At 69.0% G+C, this 22,406-nt stretch carries 18 protein-coding genes and 1 CRISPR repeat array (1 of these 19 only partly in view); of the genes, 10 read left to right on the forward strand and 8 right to left on the reverse strand.

The genetic code is table 11. From position 1 onward, the window contains the following. Positions 1-167 precede the first annotated feature (167 nt). Positions 168-1,154, forward strand: coding sequence for a serine hydrolase (locus AB0D32_RS06750; RefSeq protein WP_357085785.1), 987 nt, complete (start codon positions 168-170; stop codon positions 1,152-1,154). Positions 1,155-1,248: 94 nt separating this feature from the next. Here the strand turns inward: AB0D32_RS06750 and AB0D32_RS06755 are convergent, their stop codons facing one another. Further along, a complete protein-coding gene (locus AB0D32_RS06755) occupies positions 1,249-1,965 on the reverse strand; it encodes an SDR family oxidoreductase (RefSeq protein ID WP_357085787.1) in 717 nt (238 codons plus the stop codon). Positions 1,966-2,121: 156 nt separating this feature from the next. Beyond that, positions 2,122-3,237 (reverse strand): MerR family transcriptional regulator, encoded by a 1,116-nt coding sequence (locus tag AB0D32_RS06760; RefSeq protein ID WP_357085789.1) that lies wholly within the window; start codon positions 3,235-3,237, stop codon positions 2,122-2,124. Positions 3,238-3,454: 217 nt separating this feature from the next. On the opposite strand from AB0D32_RS06760, the gene AB0D32_RS06765 reads away from it, so the two are divergent. Then, on the forward strand, positions 3,455-4,318 hold the full coding sequence (locus AB0D32_RS06765; protein ID WP_357085791.1) for a metalloregulator ArsR/SmtB family transcription factor: 864 nt from the start codon (positions 3,455-3,457) through the stop codon (positions 4,316-4,318). After that, a complete protein-coding gene (locus AB0D32_RS06770; protein WP_357085793.1) occupies positions 4,315-4,917 on the forward strand; it encodes a dihydrofolate reductase family protein in 603 nt (200 codons plus the stop codon). The genes AB0D32_RS06765 and AB0D32_RS06770 overlap by 4 nt, the downstream gene beginning before the upstream one ends. Before the next feature lie 510 nt (positions 4,918-5,427). On the opposite strand, the gene AB0D32_RS06775 is transcribed toward AB0D32_RS06770, so the two are convergent. The 3 genes from AB0D32_RS06775 to AB0D32_RS06785 form a co-directional block, all read right to left on the reverse strand. Continuing rightward, complete coding sequence (locus tag AB0D32_RS06775; RefSeq protein ID WP_357085795.1) at positions 5,428-7,644, reverse strand: hypothetical protein; 2,217 nt, start codon at positions 7,642-7,644, stop codon at positions 5,428-5,430. Further along, the gene (locus AB0D32_RS06780; protein WP_357085797.1) at positions 7,641-8,351 is read right to left on the reverse strand and encodes an ABC transporter ATP-binding protein; all 711 of its coding nucleotides are present in this window, start codon (positions 8,349-8,351) and stop codon (positions 7,641-7,643) included. Before AB0D32_RS06780 ends, AB0D32_RS06775 begins: the two co-directional genes overlap by 4 nt. Positions 8,352-8,427: 76 nt before the next feature. After that, positions 8,428-8,784, reverse strand: coding sequence for a hypothetical protein (locus tag AB0D32_RS06785; RefSeq protein WP_357085799.1), 357 nt, complete (start codon positions 8,782-8,784; stop codon positions 8,428-8,430). A 562-nt stretch (positions 8,785-9,346) separates the two neighbouring features. Here AB0D32_RS06785 and AB0D32_RS06790 point away from each other — a divergent pair. The 5 genes from AB0D32_RS06790 (at position 9,347) to AB0D32_RS06810 (ending at position 12,457) form a co-directional block, all read left to right on the forward strand. Next, the gene (locus AB0D32_RS06790; protein ID WP_357085801.1) at positions 9,347-9,715 is read left to right on the forward strand and encodes a YciI family protein; all 369 of its coding nucleotides are present in this window, start codon (positions 9,347-9,349) and stop codon (positions 9,713-9,715) included. A gap of 114 nt (positions 9,716-9,829) precedes the next feature. Further along, positions 9,830-10,876, forward strand: a complete 1,047-nt coding sequence (locus AB0D32_RS06795; RefSeq protein WP_357085803.1) for a substrate-binding domain-containing protein — start codon at positions 9,830-9,832, stop codon at positions 10,874-10,876. Positions 10,877-11,037: 161 nt separating this feature from the next. After that, on the forward strand, positions 11,038-11,412 hold the full coding sequence (locus AB0D32_RS06800; RefSeq protein WP_357085805.1) for a metalloregulator ArsR/SmtB family transcription factor: 375 nt from the start codon (positions 11,038-11,040) through the stop codon (positions 11,410-11,412). After that, positions 11,409-11,915, forward strand: a complete 507-nt coding sequence (locus tag AB0D32_RS06805) for an SRPBCC domain-containing protein (RefSeq protein WP_357085808.1) — start codon at positions 11,409-11,411, stop codon at positions 11,913-11,915. Before AB0D32_RS06800 ends, AB0D32_RS06805 begins: the two co-directional genes overlap by 4 nt. Continuing rightward, positions 11,903-12,457 carry a dihydrofolate reductase family protein gene (locus AB0D32_RS06810; RefSeq protein WP_357085810.1) on the forward strand — a complete coding sequence of 185 codons (555 nt, stop codon included), beginning with the start codon at positions 11,903-11,905 and terminating at the stop codon, positions 12,455-12,457. Before AB0D32_RS06805 ends, AB0D32_RS06810 begins: the two co-directional genes overlap by 13 nt. A 108-nt stretch (positions 12,458-12,565) precedes the next feature. Here the strand turns inward: AB0D32_RS06810 and AB0D32_RS06815 are convergent, their stop codons facing one another. Beyond that, a complete protein-coding gene (locus tag AB0D32_RS06815) occupies positions 12,566-13,060 on the reverse strand; it encodes a GyrI-like domain-containing protein (RefSeq protein WP_357085812.1) in 495 nt (164 codons plus the stop codon). Positions 13,061-13,213: 153 nt separating this feature from the next. On the opposite strand from AB0D32_RS06815, the gene AB0D32_RS06820 reads away from it, so the two are divergent. Next, positions 13,214-14,047 carry a phytanoyl-CoA dioxygenase family protein gene (locus AB0D32_RS06820; protein WP_357085814.1) on the forward strand — a complete coding sequence of 278 codons (834 nt, stop codon included), beginning with the start codon at positions 13,214-13,216 and terminating at the stop codon, positions 14,045-14,047. 97 nt (positions 14,048-14,144) lie between these two features. After that, positions 14,145-14,975 (forward strand): TrmH family RNA methyltransferase, encoded by an 831-nt coding sequence (locus AB0D32_RS06825; protein WP_357085816.1) that lies wholly within the window; start codon positions 14,145-14,147, stop codon positions 14,973-14,975. Between the two features lie 139 nt (positions 14,976-15,114). Here the strand turns inward: AB0D32_RS06825 and AB0D32_RS06830 are convergent, their stop codons facing one another. Both AB0D32_RS06830 and rph read right to left on the reverse strand, forming a co-directional pair. Then, the gene (locus tag AB0D32_RS06830; RefSeq protein WP_357085818.1) at positions 15,115-16,410 is read right to left on the reverse strand and encodes an MFS transporter; all 1,296 of its coding nucleotides are present in this window, start codon (positions 16,408-16,410) and stop codon (positions 15,115-15,117) included. Positions 16,411-16,501: 91 nt separating this feature from the next. Beyond that, on the reverse strand, positions 16,502-19,282 hold the full coding sequence (gene rph / locus AB0D32_RS06835) for a rifamycin-inactivating phosphotransferase (protein WP_357085820.1): 2,781 nt from the start codon (positions 19,280-19,282) through the stop codon (positions 16,502-16,504). Positions 19,283-19,661: 379 nt separating this feature from the next. Next, a CRISPR array of direct repeats spans positions 19,662-22,406; the repeat unit is 28 nt; unit sequence CTGTTCCCCGCGCACGCGGGGGTGATCC (it continues 271 nt past the right edge of the window).

Consider the following 22,406-nt stretch of genomic DNA (forward strand, 5'->3'; position numbering starts at 1 on the left):
GACAGACGGCGTGATCACCATCCGCCAAGCAGCCTGAAGCGCTCGGTGGCCACCGAGGCGCGCGGCGCCCCGGGCTTGACCCTCCCAACCGGGTCGTTTCAAAAGCGGAAACTCCGGTATAACGAGCATGCTGTTCCGCTGGCCGGCATCGCCCCCTCGGAGTGCCCATGACGACGCAGTTGCGTGACCGTCTCGACGAAGTACTTCGAGCTGACCAGGTCGGCGGTCTACACACTGTCGCGGCGGTACGCGGTGGTCAAACCGTGCTGGAGTACTACGGGACCGGTGATGACTTCGCCTGGGGCGACTCGCTGGGCGTCGTCGAGTTCGGGCCCGGGGTCCTGCACGACATCCGGTCCGTCACCAAGAGCGTGACCGTCCTGTTGTACGGCATCGCGCTCGGCGAAGGGCTGGTCCCGCCGCCGGCGGAGCCACTCCTACAGCGGTTCCCGCAGTACCTCGACCTGGCGGCCGATCCCCGGCGGGCCCGGCTCACCGTCGAGCACGCACTGACAATGTCGTTGGGCGTGGAGTGGCGCGAAGATCTCCCGTACAACAGCCCGGCCAACGCCGAGATCGCGATGGAGTTGGCGCCGGACCGGTGCCGGTACATCCTGGATCGGCCGATCCTCGAGCCGCCCGGCACCCGATGGACCTACTGCGGCGGCGCCACGGCTCTGCTCGGCCGACTGATCGCCGACGGCACCGGGCAGTCGCTGCCGCAGTACGCGCAGGCCATGCTGTTCGGGCCGCTGGGCATCGGCAGCTTCGAGTGGATGACCGGCGCGGACGCAGTGGCCTCCGCCGCGTCCGGGCTGCGACTCGCGCCCCGCGACCTGGCCCGGCTCGGCGAGCTGGTGCTGGCCGAGGGAACCTGGGACGGTCGGCGGATCGTCCCCGCCGACTGGATACACGCGATGCTCCAGCCACGCCTGCAGACCAGCTGGGGCGCGCAGTACGGCTACCAGTGGTACATCGAATCCATCGAGGGCCATCGGCTGGTGGCCGGCATGGGCAACGGCGGCCAACGCCTGTTCGTCCTGCCCGACCTGGACCTCACCGTGGCCATCACCGCCGGCAACTACGACGACCCTGACCAGTGGCGGACCCCGCTCACCGTGCTGCAACGGGTCATCCTTCCCGCAACGGCGTGACGGCACCGCGCCCGCCGGTCAGCCCATCGGCAGGGCACACATCACCTGCGCCGAGGATGCTCGGTCGGCCCAGGCTGCCTGGCACGGCGGGTGCTCAGGAGTGTGGACTCCGTACCTGCTCGAAGTGGAACTCGCGGATGAAGCAGTCTCGTGGCTGACCAACCGCGAAGACCACGCAGTCGACAACCGACTGCGCAGTGAGGTCACTGTCCGCCCGCCGCGGCCCGTCCTGAACGAAGTCCGGTGGAAACAGGGAGATCACTCGGATCCCCTCCGGCCGGAGCCGGTGCGACAGGATCTCAGCGAACCCGGCGTGGGCATGCTTGGCCGCGTAGAACGCGGGATGCGCGCCCGAACGACGGTGCCCCACCTCGCCGCAGGCGGAGATCATGTTGACGACGTCGGGCCGCGACGATGCGCGCAGCAGCGGCAGCAGATGCCTGGTCAGCAGCACGGTGCCGGTCCCGCCCGCAGCCATCACGCTTTCGATCGTGTCGTCCGAGACGTCTGCCAGGTCGCCACCTTCGATGTATGTGGCGCCATTGTTGATCAGCACATCGAGGTGACTTGTCCGGTCGGCTACGGCCGCGGCGAACCCGCGTACCGAATCCGGTGCGGCGAGGTCGCAGCGAAACGCATCAACCCGACCGGACCCCCGCTGGCTGATCGCATCCGCAACCCGCCGGGCCGCCACCGGATCGCGGGCCGCGAGGAAGATCTGTGCACCGCGTTGGGCGAACGCCTCGGCCAGAAGCCGACCCGTACCCCGGGCCGCACCGGTGATGGCGACGCGCAACTCGTCAAGACCCATGGCAGACAGTGAAGCACCTGAACTCTGGTTGAGGTCAACAGAAACCTGCCAAGATCGAACATCCACTCATCGACAGGAGTGGACGCTGACGGGGCGCGGTCGGCGGCGTGAGCGTGCACCGGATCTCCGCGTCGCACCCGGATGCGGCACGGTGGTTCAGGCTACGAGCAGGCGGAGGCCGAGCTCTGCCGTGTCGAGGGCGACGAGGTCGCGGTTGCGCTCGGCCCAGCGACCTGAGGCGAGGTCTTCGCGGAGGGTGCGGACTGCCCGTTGCTCCGCCTGCGGCCCAACCCTGGTCCAGACCGAAACAGCGCGACGGACATGTTCGTCCAGGTACGCCTCGGGTCGGCGCCAGTACGCCTCGAAGAAGCCGTCAGCGCAGTCCCACGGGACGAGCAGCGGCTCCGCGCGTCCTCCGATCGCGTCGGTCAGGTCGGCCAGTGAGGGCCAGCCGACGAGAAGGTTCGCGAACTCAGGCAGGTAGTCACGGGTGAGCCAGAACCGTTCACGCCAGCCGGTGTCATCGGCGTCGTACGTGAACACCACCACGCGGCGGGCCACGCGGCGCATCTCACGCAGCCCGGCCACCGGGTTCGGCCAGTGGTGGACGGTGCTGACCGCCATCGCGGCGTCGAAGGACTGGTCCTCGAACGGCAGCCTCTCCGCATGGGCGGCCACACACGGCGCCGCCCCCACGGGACGCTGCGCCCGCATGACCGCCGACGGTTCCACCGCCGTGACGTCCCGGTCGGGTGGTTCGTAGGAGCCGGTGCCGGCCCCGACGTTCAGTACCGTTCGTGCGTCCCCCAGCGCATCCCAGATGCGTGCGGCGATCCGCGGCTCAGTGCGCCGCGTCGCTGGGTAGGCAGATCCGATGGCGTCGTACAACTGTGCGCCGAACACTCTCAGTTGCTCCTCCGGTGTCGTCCTGATCCCCATTGCCCGTGCCTCCAGTTCCCTGTCGATGGCCGTCACCATGGCAGCGGCGCGGTCGCGCTGATCCATCAGCAGGCCGCGCAGCCGGCACAGGTGCGCGACCGCGTCGGTGGCCGGATCGTCGACCAGATCCGCGATCTCCCGCAATCCGAAGCCGAGCCGCCGGTACGCGAGCACCTCCCGGAGCCGCTCCACATCGCCCGCGGAGTAGGCCCGGTGTCCGGCCGCGGTCCGCGTGGACGGCTCCAGGAGGCCGATCTCGTCATAGTGATGCAGCGTGCGGACGCTGACACCGGCCAGTTCCGCCACGCGCCCCACGGTCAGGTGCTCCTCCACGCCACCGACTATCTGGCATGACGCCGCGTGAGGAGCAAGCGCTTCGCTGCCGGCAGGGTCGAGTTTCCGCTCGTCGGCGGGAGCGGACGCTGACGGGGCGCGGTCAGCGGCAGGAGCGGCGGCTTTCTCAGGCTCGTACTCCTGCTCTTGGACCATCCCGGCGCTGCCCATAGTTATTCCTTGACAGGAATATTCTCGGTGGGGAATGCTCTCTCCTATGGACGCAGTTCTCACCGCACTGGCCGACCCGGCCCGCTGGCGGCTCGTGAGCCTGCTGGCCGAGCGACCCCGCTCGGTCGGCGTCCTCGCCCAGCTCGCCAAAGCGCGCCAACCGCAGACGACCAAGCACCTGCAGACCCTCGAACGCGCCGGCATCGTCACCTCCCAGCGCACCGGCCAGCGCCGCATCTACGCGCTCCAGCCCGCCCTCCTGCGGGAGCTGGCGGCTACGCTCAGCCGGCTCGCCGACACCGCTGACCAGTTCGGCGGCGCGCGCGAGACCTACGACCGCTACGGGGTCAGCCTCCATACGGAGCGGCTCGCCGCGGACGAGTCAGGGTGGGCCGACGGCCGCTCCTTCAGGTTCCTCCGGTCGTTGAGGGGGCGCCCTGAGCTGGTCTGGCGCCACCTGACCGAGGCCTCGCTGCTCGCCGGATGGTGGACGCCCGACGACCTTCGCGTCTCCGAGCTCGTCTTCGAGGCGCGACCGGGTGGGCGAATCGTCCAGGAGTACCGCGATGCCGAGGACGTCGACCGCTCCGACCTGGTCGCGGGGAGAGCGGAGGGAGTCGTCGACGACGTACGCCCCAACGAGCGCCTCGCCTACCGGCTCTCCCCGCTGCTCCCCGACGGCGGCCTCGCCTTCACCGCCCACGTCGACCTCGGCCTCCGGCCCACCGACACCGGCACGGACCTCGACGTCCACTGGCGGATCACCGACAGCACGGTCGAATCCGCGGACTTCATCGCAGGCATCGAGATCGGCTTCGGCCAGAGCCTCGACAAGCTCGCGGCGACCCTCGCCGCGCACGACACCGTCGACACTGTCGGCGCCGACCCCGAGACAAGGAGCACGAAATGACGAAGCAGAGTGCCAGCCGCCGGGTGGTCACCAACCTGAGCCTCTCCCTCGACGGCCACTACGCTGCGCCGGACGCCCCCCTGGACATGGGCTGGGTGATGCCGTACGCCGTCACCGACGTAGCCCGCGACCACCTGACCAGCCTCTGGGAGCCGGCGACGACGGCCCTGCTCGGTCGGGTCAACGCCGAGGGGTTCCTCGGCTTCTGGCCCACCGTCATCGGCATGGAGGGCACCGACACGCGCGACGAGGGCTTCGCGAAGTGGCTCGTCGACACCGACAAGGTGGTCCTCTCCTCGACCCTCGGCGAGGCGCCGTGGGAGCGGACGACAGTCGTCGACAAGCCGACCGCGGAGGTGGTCTCGGGCCTCAAGGAAACCGAAGGCGGCGACATCTTGGTGCTCTCCAGCGCGAGCGTCATCAAGGCGCTGCTGGCCGCTGACATGGTCGACCGGCTCGCTATGACGATCTTTCCGGTCTTCCTCGGCGGCGGACCGCGCCTCTTCGACGACGGCCTGCCGGCGGGGCAGTGGACGCTCGTCAGCCAGGCGGCGGGCGAGCACGGCACCTTGGCTCTCGTCTACGACCGAGTCCGCTGAACCGGCCGACCAGCGCACTCAGGGGGCGGCGTCCGCCTGAATCTGTGGTGAGCAGTCCGGCTCTGGCTCGGAGCTGTGTCTGCCCGAGGTCACAGGCACCGGGGGCCTTGCTAATGGCCCTGCGCTTGGGTCGCTGTCCCAGCCCGCCAAATATTTGATCTCGATCTGGGTCGTGTCGATCGTGGGGTGTTGTTAGCCGACCCTCAAAGGACACGCGGGCAGCCGTGGTGCGAAACGCGCCTACCAGCGTGTGACCTTCAGACTTCTACGGCGCTGACAGCAGACTCTACGTCGATAGATGGCGCGCGTCGGGGTCGGGTAACAGTGCCTGCTACATCTTGACGGGCCCATCACATGACGAGAGCCTCGCCGCAACTGCGAGGCTCTCGTGGTTTGTGATCAAGGGCGGTGTCGACGGGCGGTAGGACGTGTTGACCGGGCGTAGTGAAATGGGAGCTGCCGGGTCTCCGCCCTCACGTTCGCCGGATGTTCCGCCGGCCGAGGTTGTTGTCAGTCAGCAGTTGGTCGCCAGCGGCGTACTGCGCGGGTCGCGGTCTCTCCGCAGAGAAGACCGAGCGCGATGGCGATGATCGTGACGGTGAGAACGGAGCCGGTCAGTAGTGGCCAGGAGAGGCGTCCGAAGCCGCGGGTGAGACTGAAGGCGTATCCCAGGGCAGCAGCTGCGGCGCCTCCGGCGACGCCAGCGAGAATAAGCGGCACGGTGATGTTCCATTGAGCGATGGTGGTGTAGAGCCGTCGGCGGGTGTACATGGCGCCGAGCGGTCCGAGGGAGCGGGTCTGTAGCAGGAACGTGTCTATCGCGCCGATGGCGGTGGTCAGTGCCAGCACGAGGACACCGAGTAGTCCGAAGGCCCAGACCCAGGAGTATAGGTGGGCCTGGTCAACGGCACCGGAGATGGTGTATTGCCCAGAGGTGTGCACGTCAGGGAAGGCGAGCATGGCGTACGCGGTGCGTGCGATGGCTTGCACACCCGAGGTGCCCTGATCATTGAATACCAGGAAGCCCACGATTTGGTATCCGTTGGGCACGGTTGGGCCGACGAGCGGGTCTGTCCAGATGATGGTGGATGCCGCGCCGGAGCGTACGGCATCGCCGGTCGTGTTGAAGGCGTGATATGCCGCGCCTGCAGGGGTGGGTGTGGCCGTGCAGGTGGTCAAGGTACCCAGGCGGGTCAGGGCTTCGCAGGTGCCTACGAGGGCCTGGTTGTTGTTGTCGTCGGTGGCGACCCGAACGGTGCGATCGGTGCCGAGTGTGGTGGTGAAACGTTCGGCCTCGATGGCGGGGTTGTTGGCGCGCACGGTGACGATGCGGTCGCCGAGCAGCTGTCGCTGCGTTGACCAGGTGCCCGCGTCGAGGACCTGGTTGAGGTAGACCTGCAGGAAGGTCAGTACCGCCAAGCCGACGACGACGGCGGCGCACATGCGAGCGATCGCTGCGGAGCGGTCCAGCAGCCAGCGTCCACCGATGAGTGCGGCAGGCCAGCCTCGGCGGCGTCCGGTGCGGGCTGCGAAGCGTGCGACAGGCACGGCAAGGCTGGCGACGGCTGCGGGCAGGGTGAGAATGGCCACCAGCATGGACGCTTGGAACACGCGCATCTGCAGGGCGTTGGGGTACACCCCGCCGGCCTCGGCGGCGGACCATGTGGCCAGGGCCAAGAGCGTCACGGCCACCGCGAACACGACTTGAGGCCATGTTCTCAGCCGAGCCGTCACGGCGCGGGGCCTCGTGCCCTGCATCGTGCGGCGCCGCAGCTGCGCGGCGATGGTCAGCGCCAGCATCAGCAAGGCGGTGCCGACGGCCAGCAGCGCCAGCCCTGCACGGCCAGTCGACAGGTCGACCGCGCGTACTCGGTAGTCCACGAACGGTACGGTGACATCGACGACGGTGGTCATCGCCGCCGTAACGACCCCGAGCAGGATGCCGATGGCAACCGGCAGGCCAGCTTCACCGGCGAGCACCCATGCCTTGGCTCGTGCGGGTGCGCCAAGGGCATCAAGCATCGCCAGGCGCCGGTCTCGCTGCTCAGCGCCGGAGCGCACCGCAACCGCCACCAACACCAGGGTCGGTACGCCGATGACGAGCAGCATGAGTAGATACATGTCCTGGGCGGTGCGGCCGGATAGCCCCGAGGTGCGGTAAGTCAGTGGCGTGACCTGCGGATTGCCGAATCCGCTGATTCGGGTTTCGGCGCCGGAGCGGTCCAGCCACGTGGGATCGGTCGGCTGCAGGTATACCAGCCACTCGGCGGGCTCAGCCAGGCCCTCGGCGCCGATTTCGCCGGCGAGGCGGCCGTAGCGTTGCTGAAGCTCTCCGTCGGTGTCGGCGGCCAACAAAGCTGGCGACAGGAACGCCTCCCCGGGGGCTGGCCAGCGCGCCAGTCCCGGTGGCGGCGGTGCGTCGGCGCGTTGTGGAACCACGTTGATGACGATGAACTGGCTGTCGTGATGGAAGTCGCCGCGTTCGGCCCACTTGGCTATCGGGGCGCTGGTGTCGCCGCGGTCGAGGAAGACTGGTTCGCGGGAAACGATACGAGCGTCACGAGCGGTGAATACCGCGTCCGCGGCGATGAACAGCCATCCGCTTAGCAGAGCGACTGCGGTCGCTGCGGCCAAGGCCACCCGGTGGGTCAACGCCGTCACGCCGCCGTGACGGCTGCTGCGGTGACCGAGTACGGCGAGCATCGCGGTTGGGCCGGGGCGCCTCATGCTGCCACCGTCACTGGCACCAGCGCCCCGCCCTGCAGAACGACGGTGGAATCGGCGCGGGCGGCCACCTGAAGGTTGTGAGTTACTACTACCAGGGCGCAGCCGTATCTGCGAGGCAGCGCGTAGAGCAGGTCAGCAACGAGATCGGTGGCTGTCTCGTCCAACGCGCCCGTAGGCTCGTCGGCGAGTACCACCGCCGGACGCGTCACAAGCGCTCGGGCGACCGCTACCCGTTGGCGTTCTCCGCCGGACAGCGTCGCGGTCTGCGCCTCTGCAAGATCGGCCACGCCCAAGTCCGCGAGTAGCTTTCCCGCCCGCTCGTATGCCTCAGCGGTATTCACTCCCGCCAGCAGCGCCGGCAGGGCCACGTTCTCTACCGGCGCGAGTTCCGGCAGCAGCTCCCCGAACTGGTACACCACGCCGATGCGTGACAGTCGCAGCGCCGCGCGATCCCCGGCACGCAGCCCGGTCAACTCGGTGCCCGAGATGTGGATGCTTCCCTGCGCTACTGGCAGCAGTCCGGCCAGACACAGCACGAGGCTCGTCTTGCCGCTGCCGCTGGGTCCGGTGATCGCCACCGACTGCCCGGAGGCCACCGTCAGGTCCGCGCCAGCGAGCAGGGTGCGGCCCGCCACCTCGTAGCGGATCCCGCGCGCCGTCAAGGCCATCTCCGAAGCGCTGCTGGCAGGTGTGCTCGTCGTCGTCATCTGAACCCGTCACTCATCGGGCATCGGTGAAACGGAACGCGGGCCGACGAAGCGTCGGCCCGCGCGCCCCATCTGGCTACGGCTTCCATTCCCAGCCGGAGTAGGAGTCCGGACCGGTGTAGTTGGCCGCGGCCCTGTGCTTGTAGACGTAGTTGACCTTGTCGGAGCCGCTGTTCACCGACGTGTTGCAGCCCTGGTAGTTGTTCACCGTCTGCGTGGTACCACTCTGCTGGGTGCGGCGGTACTCACCATAGACGCCCGTGGAGTCGCAGGCCGTGTCCTGGATGGTGACACCACCGTAGCCGTCGTAGAACAGAGTGCAGGCGGACATCTCGTCGGTGCACACCTTCGCCGCCGCGGGCGCGGCAACCATCGAGATCGTGCCGACCGCAAGCGCGGCACCGCCAAGCACGGCCAGTACCTTTCGCTTCATGCTCTCTCCTGACACTGGGGGACAACGTCGCCGAACTACATCGACACACTCCTCTCCGCGCCGACCCGATCACTCTAAGTGATGTGCGGCTATGTCGGCCTGCAGTCAGCTGTTACCTGTCGGTGGTGATGTTGTGATCAATCGGCGACGGACGCGGCCGCTGGCTGGATGTCGCTGACGTAGCGGGCAGTGCCACCAGTGACGGCGGCTCGTGAGTTTCCAACTTCTCCACCTGACGGCGCACCCGGCCGCCGTCGCCGGGCATGATCCGTACGCTGGCGTCCGGACTGTCTCCTCGATGTGTTGCGAGCAGCCGCCACGCTGCGTCCAGAGTGGCGGTATAGGCCCGCAGTCCGGATGAACCTGATTTCCGCAGGTCAGCGTCTGGGTCTGCGGCGCAGGTTCACCCGGACAGGACACGGGCGACATGACGCCTGTGGGCGCCGAGCGGCGGGGATCCCGTGAGATTCTCTTGGCACAGTGTCGGATCCGGGGACAGAGCCGTTCGTAGAACCAGGCGAGAGGCGGCCGGGCGAGGCCGTCGGGACAAGGGAGTCGTGGGATGACGCGGTACTTGATTTCGTTCAACGACGGCGCGATGGACCACATCCCCGACGAGGATTGGCCCGACGTGGGCAAGGCCTCGCACGCGGTGGTTGAGGAGGCCGTGAACGCTGGCGTGTTTGTGTTCGGTGCTGGAATCGAACGCCAGAGGGCGAGCGTCGTGGCCACGGACGGGACGGTCACCGATGGCCCTTACCCGGAGACCAAGGCGGTCCTTGGCGGGTTTGTGATCGTCGACGTGGCCGCACGCGAGGAGGCGCTGGCGTGGGCGGCCAAGATTGCTGGCGCTTGCCGCTGCGCGCAAGAGGTTCGGGAGCTCATGCCCGATCCAGAAACAGACGCGATGCTCCGCCGGGATGACAGGTGATGATGACGCTCCGACGATCGCTCTGATCGAGGAAGAGCCACGTCGTCGTCGGCGTTGTGGTTGCAGCTATTGACGACGCTCCGGGGTCTTGCTTGCGAACCGGACGGTGTCGACGTGGGCCGTGCGTGGGCCACGTCGGTCTGGCTCGTGTTCCCGGCGATTGTCGCGGCCGGCGGGACGGCGTTCGCCGTCACCCGGTACCGCCGTCATTCCGGCCGGCGTCAGGTCTTCCTCCTCGTCTCGGCGTTCGTGCAGAAACACTGGGTCGCCGAACTGCTGGAGAACCTGATCCGGGCACTGGATCGGCAGGGCGTCGACCTTGTCCTCAAGATCCCGCCGCACGACTACGGCGGGCACGGCCAGCTTCAACAACTCGCTGAGCTCAGGAGGAACTCCCGGGCCTTCCTCGGTGGCTTCGTCATGGCAGCTGACTGTGCGGTCAACCACGTCGATTTCGAACGGTTCTGTCGGAGCTTGCGCATCCCGATCGTGTTCGTCGACTCGTCGCCTTTCGAGCACGTGCGTGACTACCCAGCGAACGTCGCATTCGTGGGGTGCGACGACGCCGAGATCGGCACCCGGGCAGCCGAATGGGTGGCCAGAATTCTGAAGGACCGGGGATTGCTCTCCCCGAACGTTCTGGTGGTCGCCAGTACTGAGCATGCCGACCGGCAGGCCTCCTTCGCAGCCCGGCTCCGGGCGGAGGTCGCGTTCGCCGAATTGACCATCAACGACCAGGGCCGGTTCGATCGGGGGCGGTCCGCTGGGATCGTCGGCCAGACGATGCAGGAGGCTCACCGCAAGGGTGGCGCCGTCCACGTCGTGTTCTGCACCAATGACGAGATGGCGCTGGGCGCCGTGGACGCGGCCCAGAAACGGGCGGCCGCCGGCGAAGACATCGGGGACCTGGTGATCGTCGGGGTGGATGGCACTCGTGAGGCGATCGCGACGATCGACGCCGGCGGCACCTGGTTTCGGTCGACGGTTGTCCAAGACTCCAAGCGGGTCGCCGAGGCAGCGGTCAGCACCCTGCTCAAGCTCTGGGCGCATGAGTCTGCTGACGTCAAGACGTTCATACCGACGACGACATATCCGTACGGCAACGCTTCCGAGGAGCTACCCGGCCCGGGGTCGGCAGGCAGGCCACCGCGCCCCTGCTGACAGGGCTCGGTCAGCGGAAGCCAGAACCGGACACCGTCTTGCCGCAGGTTGTTCGGCGGCAAGACGGTGTCCGGGACCGAGCCGGCCGCGCGACCCATCCGTTGACAGCATCACTCGTGCCTCAATACGCTTAACATGGTGGTTAAGTGAAGGGGGTCCCGATGGCTGGCACCGATCAGCTCAGCGCGGTGTTCTCGGCGCTCGCCGACCCGACCCGACGGGCGATCATCGCCGAGCTGGCCGAACGCGACGCCACGGTCACCGAGCTCACCGCTCCTCTCTCCATCTCGATGCCGGCGGTGTCACGGCACCTGAAAGTGCTCGAGCGCGCCGCGCTCATCTCGCGGTCGCGGTCGGGCAAGTGGCGCGCGAGCCGCCTCGAGGCTGCCCCGCTGCGCGAGGCGGCCGACTGGATCGAGCGCTACCGGCGGTTCTGGGACTCGTCCCTCACCCGCCTCGATGCCCACCTCGCCGCGGTGCAGGCCGCCGAACGGGCAACGGACCGGATGGTCGACGACCCCAGGGAGCTCGAATGAAAACGGAAACTCCGCAGCTCGTCATCTCGCGTGTGTTCGACGCGCCGCGGGAGCTCGTCTACCGAACCTTCACCGATCCCGACCACCTGGCGGCGTGGTGGGGCCCGATCGGCAACTCACTGCCGCGCGATGAGATGGAGTTCGACGTGCGCCCCGGCGGCTTTCAACGGTGGACGGAGGTCAACGCAGCCGAACCCGAGCTTCGCGTGCACATCCACGTCGACCTCACCGACGTCGCCGACGGCGAACTACTCGAAGGCGTCATGCACGTCAGTGGCCGGCTGCGGGAGGGCCTCGAGCCGTTCGAGACGAGACTGCGGGTCGAGTTCCACGACGAGGCTGACGGACGGACGCGACTGGAGATCCGCCAGTGGCTCCCCGAACATCTGGCGCACCCCAGCGAGGAGGGTTGGCGCCAAGCGTTCACCAAGCTGGACGCCACGCTGATGAATGTCCAGGCTGTTGCAGCTGATCATCGAGAGGTAGGGGCATGGCAAAGCTGATCTACGTGACGAACGTGTCGCTTGACGGCTACATCGAGGACGAACGCGGCGTCTTCGCCTGGCTGCCACCCGACGACGAGGTGTTCGCGTTCACCACCAACCTCGTGCGGTCCGTGGGCACGTTTCTCTACGGGCGGCGCCTGTACGAGTCGATGGCCGTCTGGGAGACCGACGCCGCTCTGGCCGCGCAGTCCGACCTCATGGCCGACTTCGCGAGCGCCTGGCAGGCGGCGAGCAAAGTCGTGTATTCCACGACCCTCGCCGCGGTGTCAACTGCCGACACCCGAATCGAACGCCGTCTCGACCCCGCCGCAGTACGCGAACTGAAGGCCACGGCCAGCAGCGATCTCACCGTAGGAGGTGCCAACCTCGCGACGCAGGCTTTCCAGGCCGGGCTGGTCGACGAGTGCCACCTGTTCGTCTGGCCCGTGGTCGTCGGCGGGGGCAAGCCAGGGCTGCCGACCGGCCTGCGCGTCGACCTTGAACTCCTCGATGAGCGCCGATTCCGAAACGGCGTCGTACACCTCCGTTACGCAAGCTGACGCCCGGTCGGCGGCAGATCCGGACCTTCGCGCTCGGTTGCCGCGGCTGGGTCATCCTGTTGGCCGCCGGGCCGGGCCCCTGATGCTGTCTGGATGCTCGCCAGATCGTTACGCCGGTTCGACGGGCAGCCAGAGTTCACAGGTCGCGGTGCTGAAGTCGTTCGTAGGCTCAAGCGTCGCGACGATCTCCGGACCTGGCCGCAGACGCCACGGGTTGGACGGGAACCACGCGGCTGCGGCCGTGGCCCAGGCCTTCTGCAGGGTCTGCGGATGCGGGCCCGTGGTCCGGATGACCACCCATCTGCCGGCCGGAACTTCGATGATGTCGAGGCCGCCGGGGACCGGCGTACCCGGGGACACGGCGACCCCGTGAAGGTAGGTCAGCTCGCTGCCCTCGGCGTAGTCGGGGTCAAGGTCGTCGCTGACCGCGAGCAGGCCGCTCGGCTCAGTGTTGCCGAGAGCCTTCAAGCGCAGGTGCTCCTCCGTCGGCAGGGCGGTGATGTGCCGCTGGATGTGCGGGTTGATGCCTTGATGGACCAGCCGGACGCGGGCCGCGTGCCCCACGAGCCGGAACGCGGGATGGTCGACGATGCGGGTGTCCACGTGTTCGCTCCCTTCGACGGTCAGACGGAGTGTCGAGATCATCAAGCCTTTGTCCGACGTCAACCTTGGTCGCAGCGCACCGGGCAGCACCCGACAGAAGCGGCGCTGAAAATGTCGGGTGATCGAGACCGGCGCCGCCGCAGGATGGGGGGCATGGATGACACGACCTTGGTATCCCGCTTTCTTCGCGACGGCTTCGTAAAGCTGGAGGGCGCCGTCGCGCCGCGCGTGGCAGCGGACTGCGCGCGGCTGCTGTGGCGGGAGACGGGCTGCGACCCGGACGATCCAGCGACGTGGACGCAGCCCGTGCACTGGGTGCCCGGCCTGGCGCAGGGGCCGTTCGGCGCCGCTCCCAACTCCCCGTTCCTCCATCACGCGTACGACCTGCTCGTCGGCGCGGGCCGCTGGGAGCCGCGCTACTCGCTGGGCACATTCCCGCTGCGCTTCCCGCACGAAGAGGAGCCGGACGACGCGGGCTGGCACATCGAGGGCAGCTATCTGCCGGAGGGCGAGAGCTGGTACTTCACCAATGTGCGCTCCCGGGGCCGGGCACTGCTGATGCTGTTCCTGTTCAGTGAGGTCGGTGAGAAGGACGCCCCGACCCGGATCCGGGTCGGCTCACACCTCGACGTGCCGAAGGTGCTGGAGAAGTACGGGGAGGACGGAGCGAGCGGGCTGGCGCTTGCGCCCGACCTGGTGGCGGCGTCCGAACACCGGCCGCTCGCCCTCGCCACCGGATCTCCGGGCGACGTCTTCCTGTGCCACCCGTTCCTGGTGCACGCGGCGCAACCGCACCACGGAACGCGGCCTCGCTTCATGGCCCAACCGCCGCTGATGCCAGCCGCACCGTACGAACTGGAGCGGGCCGACGGCGCATACTCACCCGTGGAGATCGCGATCCGTCAGGGTCTCGGACAGGACGCCCTCGGTCCGGACGCAGACGGCACCGACCGCGGCGCCGGGGCGACAAGCCCCGTCCGTTCCTGAGCGCCTGGCCGAAGGCCTTGTCGGAAACCTCGGGGAGCCAGAGGCCGGTGAAGTGTGGCAGGCAGGGCATGGGCGGGCTACGTGCGACGGAGGCGGGTTGGCAGTGGTTCTGCGAGTGAGTGGCCGCAATGCGCGGTTCCAGCAGTGGAAAGCTCTCCTCGGCAATCGGACCAAGCGGCAGCGACGCGGCGAGTTCCTCGTTCAGGGCGTGCGCCCGATCACCATGGCCGTCGAGCACGGCTGGCAGATCCGGGAGTTGCTCTACGACACCAGCGCTCAGCTGTCCGGCTGGGCACGCGAGGCCCTGGACACGGTCCGGGCCGAGAAGTTCGCCGTCTCGCGTGAACTGATGCACGAACTGGGAGGTAAGGCAGACACGGTTCCAGAGCTGCTGGCCGTGGTCGCGCTGCGGGAGGACAACCTGCGCCGTATCCCGGTCGGTCCGACCATGCTCACCGTCGTGTTCGATCGGCCCACCAGCCCCGGCAATATCGGGACCCTCGTTCGATCGGCGGACGCCTTCGGCGCCGGCGGCGTCATCGTCACCGGCCACGCCGCCGACGTGTACGACCCGAAGGCGGTCCGGGCGAGCACCGGCTCGCTGTTCGCCTTGCCCGTGGTCCGGGTGCCCTCCCACCAGGCCGTTCTATCCTGGGTCGCTGACGTCCGCGCCGACGGCATCGGCATGAGCATCATGGGAGCAGATGAGCGCGGCATCCTGGACGCCGCCGAGTACGACTTCACACAACCCACCCTGACGTTGATCGGCAACGAGACCACCGGCCTCAGCTCCGGGTGGCGCGAGGCATGCGACCAACTCGTCCGGATCCCCATGTTCGGGTCCGCCAGCTCCCTGAACGCGGCGACCGCCGCGACTGTCGTGCTGTACGAATCGGCACGCCAGCGGGCCGCCGCCGCCCGGCGGTAGCGCACTGATCGCAGGCGGCCGCCCGGCGGCTATCCGCCACCATCGCGCTACCTGCCCTGCGGCGCCCGTCTGCGGACAGGCGCCGCAGCCGGACACCACACGAGCGCGGGCGGCGTAGTGGTCGCCGTGGAGGCCCCCGTCAGGCGCGGGCCGCCGGTTCGGTGGACTTCGCGGCAGGGCTGTCGCCTGGTCCACCGTCGGCTGGCTCGGTCTGCGCTGCGCCGGCAGCCTGGTCGGGGGCCACCACCCGCAGCCGGCGGACGTCCCGGCTGGCCAGCATGCCGAGGACGGCGAGCACCACCAGTGTCGCCAGGACCAGCAGCGTGTCGCGGGTGCCGATCACCGCGGCGACCGGTCCGACCGCGATCTGACCGAGTGGGATGGCGACCCATGACCCCAGCATGTCGTACGAGTAGACGCGGGCCAGCCGGTCGGCCGGGATCTGCTGCGCGATCGACGTGTCCCAGGCCACCGCGAACTGTTCGACGGCGATGCCGACCGCCACTCCGGCCGCCAACAGCACGACGAGGTTGGGCGCCAGGGCCAGCCCCAACAGCAGGAACGACTCGGCGAACATGCAGGCCACGCCGAGCAGCAGCAGCCGGCGTACCCGGATCCGCAGGGCGATCAGCCCGCCCACGACCATGCCGGCGGTCTGCGCCGCCAACACCACGCCCCAGGCGCTACGGCCGATCGTCTCGTCCGCGACGGCCGGGCCGAGCACGTTCACGCCACCGGCGAGGGCCGCGTTGAGGACCATGAAGCCGAGCACCACCGCCCAGACCCAGGTCCGCGCGGTGAATTCCGTCCAGCCCTCCCGGAGGTCGGCGACGACGCTCGTACGGGTGCGCTTCGCCGACGCGGCAGCGACCCGGACTCCGGTGAACGCGACAGCCGCGACAGCGAAGGTGAGCGCATCGACGGCGAGCCCCCACCCCGGCCCGACGGCGGCCACCAGGAGGCCACCGAACGCGGCGCCGCCGATCATGCCCGCGTTGATGCCGAGCCGGATGAGCGCGTTGGCCGGCTGGATCAGTTCCGGCGGCACGGTCTGCGGCGTCGCGGCGGCCGAGGCAGGCTGGGACAGGGCGCTCACGATGCCGTTGGCCGCACCCAGCGCCAGCAGCAGCGGAATCGTCGCCGTGCCGGTGAGCACCAGGGCGGCCACCGCCGCCTGGGTCAGCGCACTCAGCACGTTGGAGCCGACCAGCACCAGCCGACGCGGAATCCGGTCGGCCACCACCCCGCCGAACAGCACGAACAGCACGGTCATCACCGATCGCGCGCCGACAACCAGGCCCAGGTCGCGTACGGAACCGGTCATGTCCAGCACGGCGAAGGCCAGCGCGATGGGAGCGACACCGTTGCCCAGCATGTTGACCAGCCGGCCGACAGCCAGGTATCGGAACGCGCCGTAGCGCAGCGGAGCCAGCATCAGTCCTCCAGCCGGAACAGGACAACATCGACGTGAAGCGGTTCGAGGACGCCGAGCGCAGGGGAGCCGGGCCTTCTCGGTGGGTGGTCGGTCACGGCAGGAGCTCGACGTATCCGTCGCTTCCGTGCACGCGGATCCGCTGCCCGTCGGGAATCAGCCGGGTCGCATCCACCACGCTGACGACAGCCGGCAGGCCGTACTCCCGGGCGATCACCGCGCCGTGTGTCATCAACCCGCCGACCTCCGTCACCAGGCCCGCGACGGCGACGAAGAGGGGCGTCCAGCTCGGGTCCGTGTGGGCCGTGACGAGGATGTCACCTGGTTCGAGATCAGCCTGGGCCATGTCCAGGATGACGCGGGCACGCCCTTCGACGGTCCCGGCGGAGACCGGTAGGCCGATCAGCGCGCCGGTCGGCACGTCGTCACGGCGGTACGCCCCGGTGATGGCCTCGCCGTCCGACGTCAGCACCCGGGGCGGCGTGAGCGCCTGGTACGACCGGAACGCCTCCTTGCGCTGCCGGATCAGCTCGCCATCCGCCTGCTTGGCGCGCACGACGTCGTGGAGTTCCTGGAACGTGAGGTAGAAGGCGTCCTCCTGCGCGGCGAGCACGCCGGCCTGCACGAGGCGTTCGGCCTCTGCGAGCAGGGCCTGCTTGTAGACGAAGTAGCGGCTGACGATGCCGTACTTCGGGTACTCCCGGTAGCCGACGAAGGTGCGGACCCGGTCGATCATCCGCTCGGTCTCGTCGGCCTTCCGCTCCCCGTCCGGCAGTGCCCGCAGGCGTACGAGAACCTCCTGCGCCTTCTGCTGCGCCTTCTTCTGCCCCTGCTCGAAGCGCCGTCTGGCGGCGCCCGCCTCGAAGTTCCTGACGTTGTCGAGGATCACGGGCACGAGCGTGGTGGGGCGCTCGCTCCAACGCGGCCTCGTGATGTCGATCTCGCCGACGCAGCGCATGCCGTACCGGTCGAGGTAGCCCTCGATGGCGTCGCGCGCCTCGGTTCCGCCCGCGAGTTTCGGCAGCTCGTCCAGGAAGCTGTCGTCCTCGACGCCGCGCAGGAACGCCACCACCTGCGGATGCGGGCGGATCACGTCCGCGACGTCGAGCAGCGCCAGCCCCATCTCCGACGTGATGTTGCCGGGGGCGGACAGCGTGAGGGTGTCGGCGGCGTTCTTCTCGCCCAGCCATTCCCACAGCTGGTCGTTGAGCCACCAGTTGGCCTCCATCCCCGCCATGATCGCCTGCATGCTCAGCGGATCAGCGAGGACCCGCTTGTGCTCCTGGAAGGCTTCCAGCAGGAAGTCGAACAGCGCCGGCCCGGTCTTCGTCCGGATGTCGCGCCGCAGGGCGGCGATGGACGCTTGGCTGCGCTCGATCAGCTCGGTGACGATGGCCGGATCGGTCTCGATCGGGGCGGGCGCGCCGCCGACCGGCGGCCCGCTGGGACCGGCGTCCGGGAGCGTGGGGACGAAGTCGTCACGGTCGAGGACGATCTCCAGTGCGTCCCTGGTCAGCGGATCGGACCTGCCCACCAGCTCCAGGAAGCCGGCGCGGCCGGCGGGCGTGGCCACGTGCCGGGTGGAGTCGACGAACAGCCTCCCACCAGCCTCCTGCATCGGCGCCATGGCCGTCAGCTGCCACACGGAGAGCCCCAGTGGCTTCATGGCGTCGGTCATCATCTGCTGGTGACCGACGGAGAGGTAGACGTGGTTCTCCCGGTCGTGGGCCGCCGGGATGGGGAACAGCGTGGTGATCGGCCGGCTCTGCACGATCTGGAAGTCGTCGTCGACCAGGCACCATTCGATGTCCTGCGGGCGGCCGAACTGCGCTTCGATCCGCCGCCCGAGCTGCACGAGCCGCACGACCTGCGTGTCCGTCAGCGCCGGCTGCTCCTGCCGCTGCGGGTCGACCACCACTTCCCGCGTACCGCCGGCCGGCAGGGCCTGCACGGCACGCTGCTTGGCGGCGATCGCCCTGGTGATGATCTCGCCGTCGCGCACCTTGAAGACGTCCGGATTCACCAGGCCGGAAACCAGGGCCTCGCCGAGGCCGAAGCTGGCGTCCACGGTGGCGACCTTCCGGTTGCCCGTGACAGGGTCGGCCGTGAACAGGATGCCGGCCACGTCCGGCAAGACCATCTGCTGTACGACCACGGCCATGTGGACCGTACGGTGGTCGATGCCGTTGCGCTGGCGGTAGGTCACGGCCCGCTCGGTGAACAGCGACGCCCAGCACCGGCTGACATGTTGGAGGACCGCCGCCGGCCCCACGATGTTCAGGTACGTGTCCTGCTGGCCCGCGAAGGAGGCCGTCGGCAGGTCCTCCGCCGTCGCGCTGGATCGGACGGCGTAGGCGGCCTGCTCGCCGAGTTGGGCGAGCGCGCGGGTGATCGCCGCCGCCAGGTCGCCGGGGATGGCGATCCCTTCGATGCTCCGGCGGATCTCCGCGCTGAGCGTGCGGACCGCCTCCCGGTCGCCAGGGTTCAGGCGTGACAGCTCATCGAGCCGATCGTCGATCGACGGCGCTTCCGCCATGATCCGCCGGAAGGCGTCCGTCGTCACGCAGAACCCGGCCGGCACGCGAATGCCTTCGATCCGCGTCAGCGCGCCCAGGTGCGCGGCCTTGCCGCCAACGACAGCGCCCTGCGTTTCGTCGACCTCTTGAAGGTCCCACACGTACCGCTCGGTCATCGCGACACCTCCGCGGCAGCCGTGCTCCGTACCGCAATTGCCATCGACAACACACCCACGTCGTGCCCCCGTTTTCCTCGTCGGCGCTGGTCCGGCCGCCGATTCTGCGGCAAGACCCGGGTCTTGCCGCAAGCCCCCCTGTGCGCTATACGTTAGAAGGGGCAAGGGGCGGGGTTTTTTCAAGCCGATATCGCGGCTCTCCTCCTACGATCCTTGGGCTTTGCTACGGCACGGTCCCGGCCTCCGTGGAGATGTCGGAGCCACGGTCACCGCATCCATAGTGACCTGTGACGTAGCGGCTTTGCGCCGAAAGCCGTATGGACGGCACTTCACGCCGTGGTTATGCGGCCAACCGGTGCGCTTCACCTGTCGCGCTGGCCTGCTTCACAGTGTGTGGGTCGGCGGCGGACGGGATGGCAGAAGCGGGTACAAGTGTGGTGGGGTGTTGGGGCGGGGGACGATGGCACCTTGTCTCCCGCAGGCGGTATCGCGGGAGGGGATCTTGCATAACCTAGTGAATGAAAATGGCGTTGATGATCTTTAACGCCCCAGGTCAGGAAGTCTGTTCCCCGCGCACGCGGGGGTGATCCGTCCGCCGCCACCACCGCCGCCGCCGCAAAGAACTGTTCCCCGCGCACGCGGGGGTGATCCGGAGTGGTGGTCGCTGAAAGCCAACGCGGGGCTCTGTTCCCCGCGCACGCGGGGGTGATCCTCCGCTCCACCCGATCCACCAGCCCGGGGGTTTCTGTTCCCCGCGCACGCGGGGGTGATCCCAGGGTCGGCTCCGCCACCATCCACTCTGCCACCTGTTCCCCGCGCACGCGGGGGTGATCCCCGACGCATGAACGCGGCCGAGCCCGCGGCCGGCTGTTCCCCGCGCACGCGGGGGTGATCCCCAAGCCAACACCCGGACCACGTCGTTCGTCACCTGTTCCCCGCGCACGCGGGGGTGATCCTCCGGTCAATGTGGTCACGCCTGGACCTCCCGGCTGTTCCCCGCGCACGCGGGGGTGATCCGCCCTCTACACGGAAACCATTGGCATGTTCAACCTGTTCCCCGCGCACGCGGGGGTGATCCCGGCCGCCTGGACGTCCGCCGGCCTGGTGAGTGCTGTTCCCCGCGCACGCGGGGGTGATCCCGGCACCATGACCTCGCTGGTGCGGGCGTGCCACTGTTCCCCGCGCACGCGGGGGTGATCCGAACCGTTCTAGCGCTCTGGACGGTGATTTCGACTGTTCCCCGCGCACGCGGGGGTGATCCCAGACGGACCGAAAGGGTCATCCGTCATCGGGGCTGTTCCCCGCGCACGCGGGGGTGATCCCACCCAAGCGTTGCCGGCGCGGGCGCCGAGGAGCTGTTCCCCGCGCACGCGGGGGTGATCCGTTCCGGCTGGTCGCGCACCGCATCGTGTTCGGCCTGTTCCCCGCGCACGCGGGGGTGATCCCGAGTCGCCGCTTAGTGCCAGGATCGCGTGGCACTGTTCCCCGCGCACGCGGGGGTGATCCGGAGATATCGCCCATGCCGCTCATGGTGCTCAACTGTTCCCCGCGCACGCGGGGGTGATCCCAGGGTCGGCTCCGCCGCCTCCCACTCCGCCACCTGTTCCCCGCGCACGCGGGGGTGATCCCTGTTTTGATCCATGCTTAGGACCGAAATGGTCTGTTCCCCGCGCACGCGGGGGTGATCCCTGGACGCACTTCCGCGAGCTTCCGGAAGCGGGCTGTTCCCCGCGCACGCGGGGGTGATCCCCTACGCCGTGGGATACTAACGTTGTCGATCTGCTGTTCCCCGCGCACGCGGGGGTGATCCCCGTGAGCGTACCGGCCTGAGCGAACGAACCCTCTGTTCCCCGCGCACGCGGGGGTGATCCTGACCCCTGTAAAGCGCTTGGGTCGGCTTTGTCCTGTTCCCCGCGCACGCGGGGGTGATCCGCAGTTCGTGGAGATCCTGAAGGATCCGGAGGTCTGTTCCCCGCGCACGCGGGGGTGATCCGCTTGCGGAAAAGCTCGGTGACCCTGGCACTTGCTGTTCCCCGCGCACGCGGGGGTGATCCCCGGGCCGGCGTCGACCTGTCCACCGAGCACGGCTGTTCCCCGCGCACGCGGGGGTGATCCCTGTGGTTCGCCGCGCACGGGGCCGACGTCGTCCTGTTCCCCGCGCACGCGGGGGTGATCCCAAGGCGCGCTGGTTGGCCGGGTCGTCGATGAACTGTTCCCCGCGCACGCGGGGGTGATCCGCGCAAGCCGCCTACGCTCGACGTGGCCGGCATCTGTTCCCCGCGCACGCGGGGGTGATCCCGGGGCGTCGTTGACTTCTCGCCAGTCGCCGGACTGTTCCCCGCGCACGCGGGGGTGATCCCCCGGACGACCTGGACAAGGAAATGCGGTCGCCCTGTTCCCCGCGCACGCGGGGGTGATCCCTGCCCCGACCACGAATGCAACGCCGCACCTGGCTGTTCCCCGCGCACGCGGGGGTGATCCCGTACCGAAGCCAACCCCGGTCGGCCGCGGCCACTGTTCCCCGCGCACGCGGGGGTGATCCACCACGGTCACCGACGACTCCGGGCGGTACGAGCTGTTCCCCGCGCACGCGGGGGTGATCCCGCGGTCGGGGCGCACGCACACGGGCACAACACCTGTTCCCCGCGCACGCGGGGGTGATCCGTCATGCGGACCGCGTTGCAACACACCTATCGCCTGTTCCCCGCGCACGCGGGGGTGATCCGCAGCCGTACCCCGATGGTCGTCTTGCCGCATCCTGTTCCCCGCGCACGCGGGGGTGATCCCGGATCACTCATGGCGAGGATGTTCAGCCGGTGCTGTTCCCCGCGCACGCGGGGGTGATCCTTGCCACCCGTTCGTGGTGGGCGGTGACCCCCGCTGTTCCCCGCGCACGCGGGGGTGATCCGGCGGACATGGCCAAGGCGCAGGGGGTGGCGGCCTGTTCCCCGCGCACGCGGGGGTGATCCCGTGATGGGCGACCTGGAGCAGTCCGGAACTCGCTGTTCCCCGCGCACGCGGGGGTGATCCGGTGGCGAGGAACGCCTCCATCTGGCCGTCGGTCTGTTCCCCGCGCACGCGGGGGTGATCCCTCCGGCCCGGCCGGCGCGCTCTTCGCCGCCTGCTGTTCCCCGCGCACGCGGGGGTGATCCCGGGGTGACGCACCCAAAACCGGTACAGGGCACCTGTTCCCCGCGCACGCGGGGGTGATCCGGGTCTGCCCATGGGCCTGTTCGTCCGCGATGGCTGTTCCCCGCGCACGCGGGGTGATCCCTACCGGCGCTGCCAGGTGGAGGGGGTCGACACC

This window comes from Micromonospora sp. NPDC048170, from assembly GCF_040652795.1.
In the GTDB taxonomy this organism is placed as follows: domain Bacteria; phylum Actinomycetota; class Actinomycetes; order Mycobacteriales; family Micromonosporaceae; genus Micromonospora.

What these genes read in the sequence shown, in the direction of transcription:
- AB0D32_RS06775 (WP_357085795.1), bottom strand. Translation starts at nt 7,644, where the DNA reads ATGAGGCGCCCCGGCCCAACCGCGATGCTCGCCGTACTCGGTCACCGC.
- AB0D32_RS06790 (WP_357085801.1), top strand. Translation starts at nt 9,347, where the DNA reads ATGACGCGGTACTTGATTTCGTTCAACGACGGCGCGATGGACCACATC.
- AB0D32_RS06765 (WP_357085791.1), top strand. Translation starts at nt 3,455, where the DNA reads ATGGACGCAGTTCTCACCGCACTGGCCGACCCGGCCCGCTGGCGGCTC.
- AB0D32_RS06810 (WP_357085810.1), top strand. Translation starts at nt 11,903, where the DNA reads ATGGCAAAGCTGATCTACGTGACGAACGTGTCGCTTGACGGCTACATC.
- AB0D32_RS06750 (WP_357085785.1), top strand. Translation starts at nt 168, where the DNA reads ATGACGACGCAGTTGCGTGACCGTCTCGACGAAGTACTTCGAGCTGAC.
- AB0D32_RS06785 (WP_357085799.1), bottom strand. Translation starts at nt 8,784, where the DNA reads ATGAAGCGAAAGGTACTGGCCGTGCTTGGCGGTGCCGCGCTTGCGGTC.
- AB0D32_RS06820 (WP_357085814.1), top strand. Translation starts at nt 13,214, where the DNA reads ATGGATGACACGACCTTGGTATCCCGCTTTCTTCGCGACGGCTTCGTA.
- AB0D32_RS06805 (WP_357085808.1), top strand. Translation starts at nt 11,409, where the DNA reads ATGAAAACGGAAACTCCGCAGCTCGTCATCTCGCGTGTGTTCGACGCG.
- AB0D32_RS06830 (WP_357085818.1), bottom strand. Translation starts at nt 16,410, where the DNA reads ATGCTGGCTCCGCTGCGCTACGGCGCGTTCCGATACCTGGCTGTCGGC.
- AB0D32_RS06770 (WP_357085793.1), top strand. Translation starts at nt 4,315, where the DNA reads ATGACGAAGCAGAGTGCCAGCCGCCGGGTGGTCACCAACCTGAGCCTC.
- AB0D32_RS06800 (WP_357085805.1), top strand. Translation starts at nt 11,038, where the DNA reads ATGGCTGGCACCGATCAGCTCAGCGCGGTGTTCTCGGCGCTCGCCGAC.
- AB0D32_RS06780 (WP_357085797.1), bottom strand. Translation starts at nt 8,351, where the DNA reads ATGACGACGACGAGCACACCTGCCAGCAGCGCTTCGGAGATGGCCTTG.
- AB0D32_RS06755 (WP_357085787.1), bottom strand. Translation starts at nt 1,965, where the DNA reads ATGGGTCTTGACGAGTTGCGCGTCGCCATCACCGGTGCGGCCCGGGGT.